16 protein-coding genes and 1 other RNA gene are annotated in these 14,662 nt (G+C 60.2%); 10 read left to right on the top strand and 7 right to left on the bottom strand.

What is annotated here, in order from left to right; all coding sequences use genetic code 11:
* The first annotated feature begins 120 nt into the window (after positions 1–120).
* From HU727_RS09705 to HU727_RS09690, 4 genes are all read left to right on the top strand, one after another.
* The gene (locus tag HU727_RS09705; RefSeq protein WP_186530862.1) at positions 121–2,082 is read left to right on the top strand and encodes an acyltransferase family protein; all 1,962 of its coding nucleotides are present in this window, start codon (positions 121–123) and stop codon (positions 2,080–2,082) included.
* 80 nt (positions 2,083–2,162) lie between these two features.
* The gene (ubiD, locus tag HU727_RS09700) at positions 2,163–3,629 is read left to right on the top strand and encodes a 4-hydroxy-3-polyprenylbenzoate decarboxylase (protein ID WP_186530860.1); all 1,467 of its coding nucleotides are present in this window, start codon (positions 2,163–2,165) and stop codon (positions 3,627–3,629) included.
* Positions 3,629–4,597 carry a CDP-6-deoxy-delta-3,4-glucoseen reductase gene (locus HU727_RS09695; RefSeq protein WP_186530858.1) on the top strand — a complete coding sequence of 323 codons (969 nt, stop codon included), beginning with the start codon at positions 3,629–3,631 and terminating at the stop codon, positions 4,595–4,597. Before ubiD ends, HU727_RS09695 begins: the two co-directional genes overlap by 1 nt.
* A gap of 197 nt (positions 4,598–4,794) precedes the next feature.
* A complete protein-coding gene (locus HU727_RS09690) occupies positions 4,795–5,463 on the top strand; it encodes a gamma-glutamylcyclotransferase (RefSeq protein ID WP_186530856.1) in 669 nt (222 codons plus the stop codon).
* On the opposite strand, the gene glpT is transcribed toward HU727_RS09690, so the two are convergent.
* Complete coding sequence (gene glpT, locus HU727_RS09685) at positions 5,439–6,788, bottom strand: glycerol-3-phosphate transporter (RefSeq protein ID WP_186530854.1); 1,350 nt, start codon at positions 6,786–6,788, stop codon at positions 5,439–5,441. The two genes, HU727_RS09690 and glpT, sit on opposite strands and share 25 nt — an antisense overlap.
* A 276-nt stretch (positions 6,789–7,064) precedes the next feature.
* Positions 7,065–8,042: an NADPH:quinone oxidoreductase family protein gene (locus tag HU727_RS09680; RefSeq protein ID WP_186530852.1), complete on the bottom strand. Its 978-nt coding sequence runs from the start codon at positions 8,040–8,042 to the stop codon at positions 7,065–7,067.
* 150 nt (positions 8,043–8,192) lie between these two features.
* On the opposite strand from HU727_RS09680, the gene HU727_RS09675 reads away from it, so the two are divergent.
* The gene (locus HU727_RS09675; protein ID WP_186530850.1) at positions 8,193–8,600 is read left to right on the top strand and encodes a flagellar basal body-associated protein FliL; all 408 of its coding nucleotides are present in this window, start codon (positions 8,193–8,195) and stop codon (positions 8,598–8,600) included.
* 97 nt (positions 8,601–8,697) lie between these two features.
* Here the strand turns inward: HU727_RS09675 and HU727_RS09670 are convergent, their stop codons facing one another.
* Entirely contained in the window at positions 8,698–9,147 is a 450-nt protein-coding gene (locus HU727_RS09670) for an EVE domain-containing protein (RefSeq protein WP_186530848.1), read from the bottom strand.
* Positions 9,148–9,344: 197 nt separating this feature from the next.
* Between HU727_RS09670 and HU727_RS09665 the strand changes: the two genes are divergently transcribed.
* A complete protein-coding gene (locus HU727_RS09665; protein ID WP_086792358.1) occupies positions 9,345–9,500 on the top strand; it encodes a hypothetical protein in 156 nt (51 codons plus the stop codon).
* 35 nt (positions 9,501–9,535) lie between these two features.
* On the opposite strand, the gene HU727_RS09660 is transcribed toward HU727_RS09665, so the two are convergent.
* The 4 genes from HU727_RS09660 to HU727_RS09645 all read right to left on the bottom strand — a co-directional run bounded on the left by HU727_RS09660 (position 9,536) and on the right by HU727_RS09645 (position 10,951).
* Positions 9,536–10,141 (bottom strand): 5-formyltetrahydrofolate cyclo-ligase, encoded by a 606-nt coding sequence (locus tag HU727_RS09660; RefSeq protein WP_186530846.1) that lies wholly within the window; start codon positions 10,139–10,141, stop codon positions 9,536–9,538.
* Positions 10,142–10,218: 77 nt separating this feature from the next.
* Positions 10,219–10,397: non-coding RNA, 6S RNA (ssrS, locus tag HU727_RS09655), on the bottom strand.
* 30 nt (positions 10,398–10,427) lie between these two features.
* A complete protein-coding gene (locus tag HU727_RS09650; RefSeq protein ID WP_186530844.1) occupies positions 10,428–10,745 on the bottom strand; it encodes a cell division protein ZapA in 318 nt (105 codons plus the stop codon).
* Entirely contained in the window at positions 10,742–10,951 is a 210-nt protein-coding gene (locus HU727_RS09645; protein ID WP_016985919.1) for a TIGR02449 family protein, read from the bottom strand. Before HU727_RS09645 ends, HU727_RS09650 begins: the two co-directional genes overlap by 4 nt.
* Before the next feature lie 118 nt (positions 10,952–11,069).
* Between HU727_RS09645 and HU727_RS09640 the strand changes: the two genes are divergently transcribed.
* The 4 genes from HU727_RS09640 to HU727_RS09625 are packed head-to-tail and all read left to right on the top strand — an operon-like array spanning position 11,070 to position 14,654.
* Entirely contained in the window at positions 11,070–11,630 is a 561-nt protein-coding gene (locus HU727_RS09640; RefSeq protein WP_186530842.1) for a YecA/YgfB family protein, read from the top strand.
* Between the two features lie 27 nt (positions 11,631–11,657).
* A complete protein-coding gene (gene pepP, locus HU727_RS09635) occupies positions 11,658–12,992 on the top strand; it encodes a Xaa-Pro aminopeptidase (protein ID WP_186530840.1) in 1,335 nt (444 codons plus the stop codon).
* Complete coding sequence (ubiH, locus tag HU727_RS09630) at positions 12,989–14,176, top strand: 2-octaprenyl-6-methoxyphenyl hydroxylase (protein WP_186530838.1); 1,188 nt, start codon at positions 12,989–12,991, stop codon at positions 14,174–14,176. Before pepP ends, ubiH begins: the two co-directional genes overlap by 4 nt.
* Complete coding sequence (locus tag HU727_RS09625) at positions 14,169–14,654, top strand: DUF4442 domain-containing protein (RefSeq protein WP_186530836.1); 486 nt, start codon at positions 14,169–14,171, stop codon at positions 14,652–14,654. Before ubiH ends, HU727_RS09625 begins: the two co-directional genes overlap by 8 nt.
* Positions 14,655–14,662 lie beyond the last annotated feature (8 nt).

The following is a 14,662-nucleotide window of genomic DNA, read 5'->3' as shown; positions in this document are numbered from 1 at the left end:
CGTTGAAAAAAAACGCTCCCGCGAGGGGGCGTTTTTTTTTGCCTTTGTCGTGCATAACTTTCTTGAAGCGCAACTGTCCTTGTTTGGATCGGATTTGTACCTACAAGGATAAGAAGGGCTATGCACACGTTTGGCAATCGCCGTGATATCGACGGATTACGCGCACTCGCGGTACTTCCCGTCGTGCTGTTTCATTTCGGATTCAATACATTCAGCGGCGGCTTTGTCGGCGTGGATGTTTTCTTCGTCATCTCCGGATTTTTGATCACCTCGATCCTGTTTCGCGACATCAGCGCGCAGCGCTTCAGTTTCCTCGATTTCTGGGGCCGCCGCGCCCGGCGTATTTTGCCGGCGCTGACGCTGGTCGTGGTGGTGACACTGGCGTTGGGCTGGTTGTTGCTGACGGCCAAAGACCTGTCGGATCTGGGGCGGACGATTCGTTACCAGTCGTTGTTCATTTCCAACATCCTGTTCATGCGCGAAGACGGCTATTTCGAGCCGGCGTCGGATCTCAAACCGCTGTTGCATACATGGTCGCTGGCTGTGGAAGAGCAGTACTACATCTTCTTCCCGCTGATGATGGTGCTGTTGATGCGTTATGTCCGGCATTGGCGCTGGATGCTGTTCGCGGTGTTGCTGGTGTCGTTCGGGCTGAACATCGTGTACATCGAGCGCCGGCCGGAATTTGCCTTTTTCTCTCTGCCGACCCGCGCCTGGGAACTGCTTTGTGGCGCCATGTTGGCGGTGCTGCCTGCTGCGAAACATGCCCCGCGGTTGTGGGTTCGACAGACAGTGGGCGTCGCCGGCCTGGCGGCGGTGCTGCTGGCAGTGTTCACCTTCGACAAATCCACTGTGTTTCCGGGCTGGGCGGCGTTGTTGCCGGTGTTGGGCACCACGGCGCTGATCTGGTCGGGCGCACGGGGGCCAACCCTGGCCGGCCGATTGCTGAGCTTGCCAGCGATGGTGTGGATCGGTTTGCTGTCGTATTCGCTGTACCTTTGGCATTGGCCGATTTACGTATATGCCAACGCGATCTCCATCGACGGCATCCAGCCGCTTGAAGCGCTTGGCTGGATCGCACTGGCGGTAGCGCTGGCGTGGCTGAGCCTGCGGTTTGTCGAGCTGCCGTTTCGCGAGAAGCGGGTGTTCGCCAGCCGCAACTCAGTGCTGGTGGGCGGCCTGGTGTCCATTGCCGCGCTGGCGGTGGTCGGCTCGGCCATTCGCTCGGCGGACGGTGTGCCCCAGCGCCTGAGCGGTAAAGCTCTGGAATATGCCCAGTCCCAGGAATGGAACGCCGGGCAAATGAAATGCATGCACATGAGCAAGGACAAGACTCTGGACAAGGCGTGTCGCGTGGGAGGCGATCAGAGGATTGCCCCGACGAAAATGTTCTGGGGCGACAGTCACGCCGCGGCGCTGCTGCCGGCCATCGAAGGCAATAGCCAGCGTGACGGCCAGCCGGTGTGGCTCTACAGCCTCACGGGGTGCCCACCGATCATCGATGGCGGCCTGCGCCCACAGTGCAAGGAATTCAATCAGCGCAATATGCAACTTGTCCGTGAACTGGGCATCAGGGACGTGGTGCTGGCGGCGAATTGGAGCCTGTACGTCTACGGTCGTGAAGACGGCGATGGTGACAAGCAGTTCCTGCTGGATCCCTCGCGAAATGTCGCGCAATCCGAGCAGCGCATGGCTGCGGCGATCAAGGCTCAGGTCAGTGAACTGCGCGACGCCGGGGCGCGGGTCTGGCTGTTCAAGGAAGTGCCGCTGCAGCACAAAAGCTACATCAGTCGCCTGACCAGTCTGGCGCGCATCGGCCGTTCCGCCGAGGGGCTGGGTCGCCCGCTCGGCGAGCATCTGGCTCGGCAGCAGTTTTTCACCGGCCTGTTCGGCTCGATGAATGCTGCGGATGCCGGCGTGCACGTCATCGATCCGACGCCGCTGATGTGCAAGGACGGCCTGTGCATGATCGATGTCGACGGCCATTCGCAGTACAAGGATGCCGACCATCTTTCCGACGCCGGCAGCGCCAGGCTCAGCCCGTTGTTTGCGCCGATGTTGTTGGGCGCAAGCCACCATTGAGCGATGCCGGACACTGACGGGCTGCTGTTTGCCCGTCAGAGCAGGTAGGATGTACGCCTATTTTGAGGGTGCCATCGTCAATGAAATTCAAGGATCTTCGGGATTTCGTGCAGCAGCTTGAGCAGCGCGGAGAGTTGAAACGCATCCAGATTCCCGTCTCGCCGGTGCTGGAGATGACTGAGGTGTGCGACCGCACGTTGCGAGCCAAAGGCCCGGCGCTGCTGTTCGAAAAACCCACCGGTTACGACATTCCGGTGCTCGGCAACCTGTTCGGCACACCCGAGCGGGTGGCCATGGGCATGGGCGCCGAGTCGGTCAGCGAACTGCGCGAAATCGGCAAGCTGCTGGCCTTCCTCAAGGAGCCGGAGCCGCCGAAGGGTTTGAAGGACGCGTGGTCGAAACTGCCGATCTTCCGCAAGATCATTTCGATGGCGCCAAAGGTCGTCAAAGACGCCGCCTGTCAGGAAGTGGTCATCGAAGGTGACGATGTCGACCTGGCGATGCTGCCGGTGCAAACCTGCTGGCCGGGCGACGTCGGCCCGCTGATCACTTGGGGCCTGACCGTCACCAAGGGCCCTAACAAGGAGCGCCAGAACCTCGGCATCTATCGTCAGCAGGTGATCGGCCGCAACAAGGTGATCATGCGCTGGCTCAGCCACCGTGGTGGCGCGCTGGATTTTCGCGAGTGGTGTGAGAAGCATCCGGGCCAGCCTTTCCCGGTGTCCGTGGCGCTTGGCGCGGACCCGGCGACCATCCTCGGCGCCGTAACGCCGGTGCCGGACAGCCTTTCCGAATACGCTTTCGCCGGTCTGCTGCGCGGTAACCGCACCGAACTCGTCAAGTGTCGTGGCAACGATCTGCAAGTGCCGGCCACTGCCGAGATCATCCTCGAAGGGGTGATCCATCCAGGCGAGATGGCCGATGAAGGCCCGTACGGCGACCACACCGGTTACTACAACGAAGTCGACAGCTTCCCGGTGTTCACCGTCGAGCGCATCACCCACCGGGTCAAACCGATTTACCACAGCACCTACACCGGGCGTCCGCCGGACGAGCCGGCGATCCTCGGCGTGGCGCTGAACGAAGTGTTCGTCCCGATCCTGCAGAAGCAGTTCCCGGAGATCACCGACTTCTATTTGCCGCCGGAAGGCTGCTCGTATCGCATGGCCATCGTGACCATGAAGAAGTCGTATCCGGGACACGCCAAGCGCGTGATGCTCGGTGTCTGGTCGTTTTTGCGACAGTTCATGTACACCAAGTTCGTTATTGTCACCGACGACGATATCAATGCCCGCGACTGGAACGACGTTGTCTGGGCCATCACCACGCGCATGGATCCCAAGCGCGATACAGTGATGATCGATAACACGCCGATCGACTACCTCGACTTCGCCTCGCCGATCTCCGGTCTGGGCTCGAAAATGGGCCTCGATGCCACTCACAAGTGGCCAGGCGAGACCACTCGCGAATGGGGTCGTGTGATCGTCAAGGACGACGCCGTGACCCAACGGATCGATGCCATCTGGAATCAGTTAGGAATAGATTGATGCGTGTAACCCTGCAGCCTTCCGGAGCGGTACTCGAGATACAGCCCGGTGAGCGGATTCTCGATGGCGCGCGGCGCCTGGGCTATGACTGCCCGCAAAGCTGCCGCAACGGCAATTGCCATGTGTGTGCGGCGCTGCTTGTTGAAGGGCGTGTGGAGCAGGCCGGTAAAGTCCATGATCACGGCGAGTTCTACACCTGCATCGCCGAACCGCTGGAAGACTGCGTGCTGTTGTGGGATGGCGTGCTCGCTCTGGGCGAACTGCCGGTGCGCAGTCTGTCGTGTCAGGTCATCGAATGCCGCGAAGTCGGCGGTGATACGTGGCGTGTGCGATTGCGCGCGCCGGCGGGTAAGTCGCCGCGCTATCACGCTGGGCAGTATCTGATGATCGAACGTGAGACGGGCGAGAAATCGGCATTCTCCATGGCTTCGGCACCGCACGGCGGGCGAGACCTGGAAATCCACGTGCTGGCGCGCGAAGCCAGTGCGCTGAGCCTGATCGAGCAACTGCAACGCAACGCGATGGTGCGTGTCGAACTGCCGTTCGGCGATACCCATCTTGCCGAGCTGCCCGACGGTCCGCTGGTACTGGTCGCCGCTGGCACCGGCATGGGGCAGATTCACAGCCTGATCGAACATTGCCGCGCCGAGGGCTTCAAGCATCCGGTGCATCTGTACTGGGGCGTGCGCCGTCCGGAAGATTTTTATCAGATCGAACATTGGGACGAATGGCTGAAGCTGCCCAACCTGTTTCTGCACAAGGTCGTCAGCGATCAGTGCGGCTGGGAAGGGCGCTGCGGGATGTTGCATGAGGCGGTTTGCGAGGATTTCCCTGACCTGAAATCACTGCACGTCTACGCCAGCGGTTCGCCGGCCATGGTCTATGGCACGCTCGATGCGTTGGTTGACGCAGGGATGGACGCTCACCAGATGCGCGCCGACGTCTTCGCCTACGCGCCTCGCTCCTGATTCCCTTATAACCGGGTATATAGCCGAACGGTATTTATGTAATTAAATAAATACCGCTAGGTTATATACCAATCAGGCAATTAATAACGAACAGTGCAATGGCACTTAATTTGCCTGGAAACATATGTGCCTTATTGTTACAGCGGTGCGTTCTATTAAGTAATTCTTCACCCGCGGGGAGCTGAACGCTATTCGCCATGAGCGCCATTGAAAACGCAATACTGAACCTGGCTTACCCTCCGCGGCTCGATCTTGGGCCGCAGCTGACGCACGAACAACTTCTCGCTTCCATGCAATCGACGATGGCGCGCCACAAGGGCGGGCCGGTGTGGCTGTTCGCGTATGGTTCGTTGATCTGGCGACCGGAATGCACAGCAGTGGAACGGGTGCGCGGTCGCGTGCATGGCTACCACCGCGGCTTGTACCTGTGGTCGCACGAACACCGTGGTACGCCGGAAATGCCGGGTCTGGTGTTTGGTCTGGATCGCGGCGGTTCATGCAGCGGATTCGCCTACCGGCTGCCGGAAGACAATCTCGATACCGCGCTTTATGCCCTGTGGAAGCGCGAGATGCCATTCCCTTCCTATCGCCCGCACTGGCTCAATTGCCGGCTCGAAGATGGCACTCAGGTTCAGGCACTGGGATTCGTTCTGGAGCGTCACCTGCCGAGCTATGCCGGCAACTTGCCGGATCATGTGCTCAGCCAGGTGTTCGCCAGCGCCAGCGGGCGTTACGGCACCACTCGCGATTATGTCGAGCAGACCGCGCACGCCCTGCGCAGCCACGCCATGCCAGACCGGAATCTGGAGGCGCGGCTCAAGCGCTGTAAATCACACAGCGATCAGGCGACCGCTTCACGGCTCTGACTGGCGACTTGCTTGTGCCATAGCGTTGGCGCGAGGAAGGCCATTGCCAGCAGGCAAGCGCCCACCAGCAGGACGAACCCGCCATCCCATCCGAAGTGGTCGACGGTGTAACCCATCGCCGCACTGGCCGCGACCGAACCCCCGAGGTAGCCGAACAGGCCGGTGAAACCCGCCGCTGTACCGGCGGCCTTTTTCGGCGCCAGTTCCAGCGCCTGCAGGCCGATCAGCATGACCGGGCCGTAGATCAGGAAACCGATCGACAGCAGGGCAATCATGTCGACCATTGGGTTGCCAGGTGGATTCAGCCAGTAAACCAGAGTCGCCACCGTCACCAGCGCCATGAACACCATGCCGGTCAGGCCGCGGTTGCCACGGAAGATCTTGTCCGACATCCAGCCGCACAGCAGCGTGCCCGGAATACCCGCCCACTCGTAGAAGAAGTAGGCCCACGAGGTTTTATCCACGGTGAAGCCCTTGGCTTCCTTCAGATAGGTCGGTGCCCAATCCAGCACGCCGTAGCGCAGCAGATAGACAAAGACGTTGGCCAGAGCGATGTACCAGAGCATTTTGTTGCGCAGCACGTATTTGACGAAGATTTCCTTGGCGCTGAATTCATCTTCGTGGCTGGCGTCGTAGCCTTCCGGGTAATCATTCTTGTATTGCTCGATCGGTGGCAGGCCTACCGATTGAGGGGTGTCACGCATGGTGATAAAGGCAAACACCGCAACGCCCAGCGCTACCGCTGCCGGTACGTAGAACGCCGCGTGCCAGTCGTTGAACAGGCCCATGCCAAGCAGGAACAGCGGGCCAATCAAGCCACCGCCGACGTTATGCGCCACGTTCCACACCGAAACCACGCCGCCGCGTTCTTTCTGCGACCACCAATGCACCATCGTCCGCCCGCTCGGCGGCCAGCCCATGCCCTGAGCCCAGCCATTGATGAACAGCAGAATGAACATCATGGTCACGCTGGACGTCGCCCACGGTGCGAAACCGAAAACGAACATCACGCCAGCCGACACCAACAGGCCGAACGGCAGGAAGAAGCGCGGGTTGGAACGGTCGGACACCAGGCCCATGAGGAATTTCGACAAACCGTAAGCGATAGCAATTGCCGACATCGCCAGACCGAGGTCGCCACGGCTGTAGCCCTCGTCGATCAAGTACGGCATTGCCAGCGAGAAGTTCTTGCGCAGCAGATAGTAACCGGCGTAGCCGATGAAGATACCGGCGAAGATCTGCCAGCGCAGGCGCCGATAAGTACTGTCGATTTTTTCTTCAGGCAAAGGAGCCTGATGTGCGGCGGGACGAAAGAAAGCAAACATTCAAGAGCTCCAGTTTTCTTGTTTTGACTGCGGATGCGAATGTTACAGTTTCGTTACCGAAAATAGCACCGCTTCGCGTCGGCGAAAAAGGAGAAATGTTGGCCGTCGAGCGTTCCTTTATGAACATGTCGCTCAGGTATAAGAACGAGGCGTTGTGGGAATAGTTACCTTGTCGGGTTTCTGCGGTTTGCAGATCGAACCAAGGCAAGTCTTTGGGAAATGTCCCACGCAGGGAGAGAAAGCGATCCGGTCATGGGTCCGGATCGCCTGTCAGGGTCAACGAACCTGCACCACAACTTTGCCCACCGCCTTGCGCTGGCCCAGATCATTGATCGCCTGCGCGGCATCGCTCAGCGGGTACACCTGCGACACCAGCGGTTTGAGCTTGCCCTCGCCAAACCAGCCGAACAGTTGCTGGAAGTTCGTCGCGTTGTCCTGCGGCTGGCGTTGGGCGAAGGAACCCCAGAAAACACCGAGCACGGCCGCGCCTTTGAGCAGGGCGAGGTTGACGGGTAATTCCGGGATGCGGCCGCTGGCAAAACCGACGACGAGCAGGCGGCCGTTCCAGGCAATGGCGCGGATCGCCTGGTCAAAGAGGTCACCGCCAACCGGGTCGTAGATCACATCGGCACCCTGGCCGTCGGTCAGACGTTTGATTTCGTCCTTGAGGCTGGTCTCGCTGTAGTTAATCAGCTCATCGGCGCCAGCAGCTTTGGCTACGGCGAGTTTTTCGCTGCTGCTGGCAGCGGCGATCACCCGCGCGCCCATGGCCTTGCCGATTTCCACTGCTGCAAGGCCGACGCCGCCGGATGCACCGAGCACCAACAGGGTTTCGCCGGGCTGAAGATTGGCGCGTTGCTTGAGCGCGTGCATCGAAGTGCCGTAAGTCATGCTAAAGGCGGCGGCGGTGTTGAAATCCATCGACGGCGGAATCGGCAGCACGTTATAACCCGGCACGGCGACCTGCTCGGCGAAGCTGCCCCAGCCAGTCAGGGCCATGACCCGGTCGCCGACCTTGAGATGGCTGACCTTCTCACCGACTTCGCGCACGACGCCCGCCGCCTCACCACCTGGCGAAAAGGGGAAGGGCGGTTTGAACTGGTACTTGCCCTCGATGATCAGCGTGTCCGGGAAGTTGACCCCGGCGGCGTGCACGTCCAGCAGGATTTCGTTCTTCTTCGCGACAGGACTGGCGACGTCTTCCAGCGCCAGCGATTCGGCAGGGCCGAAGGCTTTGCACAGCACGGCTTTCATCAGGGCTATTCCTTTGGGAGTGATGGCCGATAAGTGTAGGTGTGTGAATAAACGGGTCAACGAGCATGCCCGACCCTGATAGGCAGCCATAAGCTTGTGCTTGCGCGGCGGGTCGTTATGCTAGGCCGCAAACCGGATAAGGAGCGAATTGTGAAAGCGTGGATCATGTTGTTGCTGGCCCTGTCTCTGCCTGTGGCAGCCTCGGCCGAAGAAGCCAAAGAGGGCGAGGCGCCGAAGGTCAATTACATCACCCTGAGCCCGCCATTCGTCGGTAACTATGGGCTGGACGGCACGACGAAGCTGAAGGTCTTCAAGGCCGACGTGGCCCTGCGCGTGACCGGAGAAGAGTCGACCAAACTGGTCAAGGCCAACGAGCCGCTGATCCGCAACCAGCTGGTGGCGTTGTTCACTCAGCAATCGACCGAAGCGATGGGCAGTATTGAAGGCAAGGAGAAGCTGCGTCAGGAAGCGTTGAAGCAGACGCAGCAAGTGATGAATGACGAGACTGGCAAGCCGGTGGTCGAGGATCTGTTGTTCAACAACCTGATCATTCAGTAAGCACCGAAGTCAAAAGATCGCAGCCTTCGGCAGCTCCTACAGGGACCGCATCTCAAAATGCAGGAGCTGCCGAAGGCTGCGATCTTTTTTGTGGCCGCTACCGCAATTTCAACACCGCCGCCCACTGCTCCGCCGTCACCGGCATCACCGACAACCGTGAGCCTTTCTGTACCAGTGGCATCTCGGCCAACGCTGTCTGCTGCTTCAGATAGTCGAGCTTCAATACCCGCGCAAACGTCTCGACATGCGCTACATCGATCGCACTCCACGCATTTTTGTCAGGCGTAGCCTTCGGATCGAAGTAATGACTCTCCGGCTCCAACGCTGTCGGATCGGGATAGGCCGCTTCGATGATACTGCCGATCCCGGCAATCCCGGGTTCCGGACAGCTGGAGTGGTAGAAGAAGAATTGGTCACCCACCGCCATCGCCCGCAGAAAATTCCGCGCCTGATAATTTCGAACGCCGTCCCAGCGCGCCTTGCCGAGCGTTTCCAGACCCTTGATCGAGAGTTCGTCGGGCTCTGATTTCATCAGCCAATAGGCCATGTCGTTTGCTCCTGATGCGGTCATTGGGCAGGTTGTCGGGCAATTTTATGACAAACCGACAGTCGGTTGACGTCAGCGTTTGCGCACAGGTTCACGTTGCCGCAAAATGCCGGCCTTTAAAGCTTGACGCTGCTGCACGGCCTACGAATGGAAACCGCTGCTGTCATCGTGATGATGTGCCTTGAGGGGGGCAATCGATGAAACGCAAACCGGATTTGCTATGGACTTTGGTAATTTTGTTTGGCCTGGGTGTCGTGACCACCGGTTACGCGCAAAGCCTGTGGACCAGCAAGACCGATGCGCCGATTGAAGTGGCGCAACAGGTGCAACAGTCAACAGCCTTCAAACGCTGATTCTGCTTTCTCGACGCCGCTGTTCTGCGCGGCGTCTATCGCGCGAAATACCACGCCTTGTCGGTGACCGTGCCTTGTAACGGAACATCCCAGCTCGCCTGCGCTAGGCGCTCGACCTTCTGACACTCATGCGCCAGGCCCAGCAATGTCGGCTTGCGCCAGTGAGTGCGCCGCGCCAGATACGCCAGGCTGCGATCATAAAAACCGCCGCCCATCCCCAGCCTTCCGCCGACATCGTCAAAACCCACCAGCGGCAACAACACCAGGTCGAGCGTCCAGACCTTGCGCTGGCGAGCCAGATTGGCGCGTGGCTCGAGGATCTTGAAACGGTTGGGTTTGAGTTTCTCGCCGGGACGGATTCGTTGAAAAACCATTTTGGTGCGCGGCCACGCGCTCAACACCGGTAGGTAGGTCGCCTTGCCGCGACGCTGTGCTTCGCGCAGCAGCAGGCGCGGATCGATTTCACCGTCATTGGGCAGGTACAGGGAAATGTGTCTGGCCCGGCGAAAGTGCGGGTCTTGGGCCAATTGCCGGAACAGGCCCTTGGCGGCCTGCCGTTGTTCGCTCGGCGTCAGCGCGCGGCGTGCCTTGCGTAGCAGGCGGCGGAGTTGCGGACGTGGCAGCAGCGCGGGTTCGGTCATGGTTCGGCTTCGGCAGGTTGGACGAAAACGTACGCATAAAAAATCCGATGTCGGTTTTCCGACATCGGATTCGAATCAGGCTCCCCGGATGAACCGCTGTCAACTCAGCCCTTGAACCCGAAAGTTCAAGGTGGAAGAAGCAGTAGACTTTAAGGCTTTCCGTCTGGCGGACATGCACACCAGCCCAACGTGCAACTTCCAGGGTAGTGCGAATCGGCTCCGGGACATCGTCAACTGGCAAGCACCCCAGGGAGTGCCGCGAGTATACCTCAAGCAGCCAGTCGAATCAGCCCTTGGCTGTGTTCTGATCGTCGGCCAGTACCAGATCGACACGATCGAGCAAGTCGCGCACCTGTTCACGGGTCGAACCGCTGGCCTGGATATCCGGGCGCTCTTCTTTGTGCAAGAGGTCGTGAGTGATGTTCAGCGCGGCCATCACGGCGATGCGGTCGGCGCCGATGACTTTGCCGCTGCTGCGGATTTCGCGCATCTTGCCGTCCAGATAACGGGCGGCGCTGACCAGATTGCTGCGCTCTTCCTGGGGGCAGATGATCGAATACTCTTTGTCGAGGATCTGCACGGTAACGCTATTGCTTGAACTCATGAGTCTTGCTCCAGGGCCTTGAGGCGCGAAATCATCGATTCGACCTTACGCCGGGCGATTTCGTTTTTTTCAATGAGGTGAGCGCGTTCCTCGCGCCAGGTCTTTTCCTGAGCTAGTAAGAGTGCGTTTTGACTCTTTAGTTGCTCGACTCGGCCAATCAGCAGTTCGAGTCTGGCCATCAGCGCTTGCAGGTCATTGTCTTCCATTGGTTTCACTGTCTGATGGGTTAACTGGCGGACAGCCTTTAATAGTCTTGGCGAGTCTGTCGATGTAGGATACAAGGCCTCCATTCTAGACATAGCGCCGTCTGGCGCCTAGCTGCCCATGACCATTGCGAATTCCCCGTACCAAGCCTTTGCCACCCTGCTGACTTCCAGCGGCCACAACGTCTCGCCTGCCGAACTGCACGGCGTGCTGCTCGGGCGCAGTTGCGCCGGCGCGGGTTTCGATAACGAAGGCTGGCTGATCGACGCTGCCGAACTGCTCGAAGGCGATATCCAGGACAACGTCCGCAACGCCTTGATCGGCCTGCAAGAGATGGTCAAGGGCGAGCTGACCGGCGACGACGTCACCGTCGTTCTGTTGCTGCCGACCGACGATGCTCCACTGACCGACCGCGCCGCTGCGCTGGGCGAATGGTGCCAGGGCTTCCTCAGCGGTTTCGGCCTCAACTGCCGTGACAGCAGCATGCTCAGCGTTGAAGCCACCGAAGTGCTGCAGGATCTGGCCGCCATTTCTCAGGTGCAGGATGCGCTGGAAGAGTCCGAAGACGGCGAGTCCGACTACATGGAAGTGATGGAATACCTGCGCGTCGCGCCGCTGCTGCTGTTCTCGGAAACCAAAAAAGCCGATGTGCCGCCAGCCGCCAAGCCGTCGTTGCATTAATCGCGTGCCAGGGAAAGCCATCTGCCCATGACCCATATCCCCAAAGCGGAATACAGCCGTCGCCGCAAGGCCCTGATGGCGCAGATGGAACCCAACAGCATCGCGATCCTGCCCGCCGCCGCGGTCGCCATCCGCAACCGCGACGTCGAGCACGTCTACCGTCAGGACAGCGACTTCCAGTACCTCAGCGGCTTTCCCGAACCGCAAGCTGTCATCGTATTGATGCCCGGTCGCGAGCATGGCGAATACGTGCTGTTTTGTCGTGAGCGCAACGCCGAACGCGAATTGTGGGATGGCTTGCGCGCAGGTCAGGAAGGCGCGATCCGCGAATACGGCGCCGACGATGCGTTCCCTATCACTGACATCGACGACATTCTCCCGGGGCTGATCGAAGGCCGCGATCGGGTGTATTCAGCGATGGGCAGCAACCCGGAATTCGACCGGCACCTGATGGACTGGATCAACGTGATCCGCTCCAAGGCGCACCTCGGCGCCCAGCCGCCGAATGAATTTGTTGCCCTGGATCATCTGCTGCACGACATGCGTCTGTATAAATCGGCGGCAGAAGTGAAGGTGATGCGCGAAGCCGCGAGGATCTCGGCCCAGGCCCATGTCCGCGCGATGCAGGCCAGCCGTCCCGGGTTGTATGAATACAGCCTTGAGGCCGAACTGGATTATGAATTCCGCAAGGGCGGGGCGAAGATGCCGGCCTACGGATCGATCGTCGCGGCCGGACGCAACAGCTGCATCCTGCATTACCAGCAGAACGACGCACCGCTCAAGGACGGCGATCTGGTGCTGATCGACGCGGGCTGCGAGATCGACTGCTATGCCAGCGACATCACTCGCACCTGGCCGGTGAACGGGAAGTTCTCGCCGGAGCAGAAGGCGATTTATGAGCTGGTGCTGGCCTCGCAGGAAGCCGCCTTCGCCGAAATCGCGCCGAACAAGCACTGGAATCAGGCGCACGAAGCCACGGTTCGAGTGATCACGACCGGCCTGGTGAAGCTCGGTCTGTTGCAGGGCGAGGTCGACGAGTTGATTGCCAGCGAAGCCTACAAAGCGTTTTACATGCACCGCGCCGGCCACTGGCTGGGCATGGATGTGCACGATGTCGGAGAGTACAAGGTCGGCGGCGAATGGCGGGTGCTGGAGGTCGGCATGGCGCTGACCGTGGAGCCGGGCATCTACATCGCACTGGATAATCAGAACGTGGCGAAGAAATGGCGCGGCATCGGCGTGCGCATCGAGGACGACGTGGTGGTCACCAGGACCGGTTGTGAAATCCTCACGGGCGGCGTACCGAAAACCGTAGCCGAAATCGAAGCGCTGATGGCGCAAGCACGGGCACACGCAGCATGAGTCGAGTCAATCTGGCAATCATTGGTGGCGGTCTGGTTGGCGCCAGTCTGGCCTTGGCGCTGCAGGCCGGAGCCAAGGCGCGCGGCTGGAAGATCGTCCTGATCGAGCCCTTTGCTCCGGGCGATACCTGGCAGCCGAGCTATGACGCACGTTCGTCGGCGTTGTCGTTTGGTTCGCGACAGATTTATCAACGACTGGGCGTTTGGCAGGAGATTTCCCGCCGTGCCGAGCCGATCAAACAGATTCACGTGTCCGACCGTGGTCGCTTCTCCACCGCGTGCTTGTCGGCGATGGAAGAGGGCGTGCCGGCGCTCGGCTACGTGGTGGAAAACGCCTGGCTCGGTCAGTGCCTGTGGCAGCACCTCGACAAGGACGTGATCACCTGGCGCTGTCCGGCTGAAGTGGCGCGCATGGAGCCGCTGCCCGATGGTTATCGTTTGACGCTCAACGATGAAACCACGCTTGAATGCGACCTGGCGGTGCTTGCCGATGGCGGCCGTTCCGGTTTGCGCGAGCAGTTGGGCATCAACGTGCGCACCCGTCCTTACAACCAGAGCGCGCTGATCGCCAACATCACCCCGAGCGAAGCGCACAACGGCATGGCGTTCGAGCGTTTCACCGACGAAGGGCCGATGGCGCTGTTGCCGCTGCCGGACAATCGCTGCGCTTTGGTCTGGACCCGCCTGGGCATGGATGCGCAGCGTCTGGTCGAACTGAGCGAGCGCGATTTCCTCAGCGAATTGCAGGGCGTATTCGGCTATCGGCTGGGCACGCTGAAGCAGGTCGGCGCGCGGCATTTGTATCCGCTGTCACTGGTCGAAGCTGAAGAGCAGGTGCGCTCGCACCTGACCGTGCTCGGCAATGCCGCGCACAGCCTGCACCCGATCGCCGGGCAGGGTTTCAATCTTTCCTTGCGCGACACCGATGCGCTCGCCGCAGCGTTGCTCGCCAGCGATAAACCGCTGGGCGACCTGGCCACGTTGCAGGCGTATCGCGAGCGCCAGCGTCTGGATCAGGAACTGACGGTGGGTTTTTCCGATCAGGTCACGCGCCTGTTCGGCAGCAATCAGCCGCTGGTGTCGCTGGGCCGCAACATCGGTTTGCTCGGTCTCGATCTGCTGCCACCTGCCAAGCGCTGGTTCGCCCGTCAGGCGATGGGTCTGGGAACACGTCCGGATGCTTGAGTGGCTGAGCGCAAAGTTTGGCAAGGCGCGTTTGATGCGCTGGGTCATGACCTTTTATCCGCCGTACCTGGGCGCCGGGGTGCGCGTTCGGCACATCAGCGACGACTTTCGCGACGTTCAGGTGTCCATGGGGTTGGGCTGGTACAACCGCAACTATGTCGGCACCCAGTTTGGCGGCAGCCTGTATTCGATGGTCGACCCGTTTTTCATGCTGATGCTGATGGAAAACCTCGGATCAAAATACATCGTCTGGGACAAGGCGGCCGACATCGATTTCATTGCGCCAGGCAAAGGCCCGGTGTTCGCCCGGTTCAACATCGACCAGACCTTGCTCGACGAAATTCGCCGGCAGACCGCCAGCGGCGAGAAATACCTGCCGCAGTTGCAGGTCGACATTCATGACGGCGCCGGCAACCTCGTGGCGCGAGTCGGTAAAACCCTTTACGTGCGGCTCAAGCCGCAAGCGAGACAGGCATAAGGCATGGA

The sequence above is a fragment of the Pseudomonas khorasanensis genome (assembly GCF_014268505.2).
GTDB classification, from domain to species: Bacteria; Pseudomonadota; Gammaproteobacteria; order Pseudomonadales; family Pseudomonadaceae; genus Aquipseudomonas; species Aquipseudomonas khorasanensis.
This window is presented reverse-complemented; position numbering and strand designations above follow the sequence as displayed.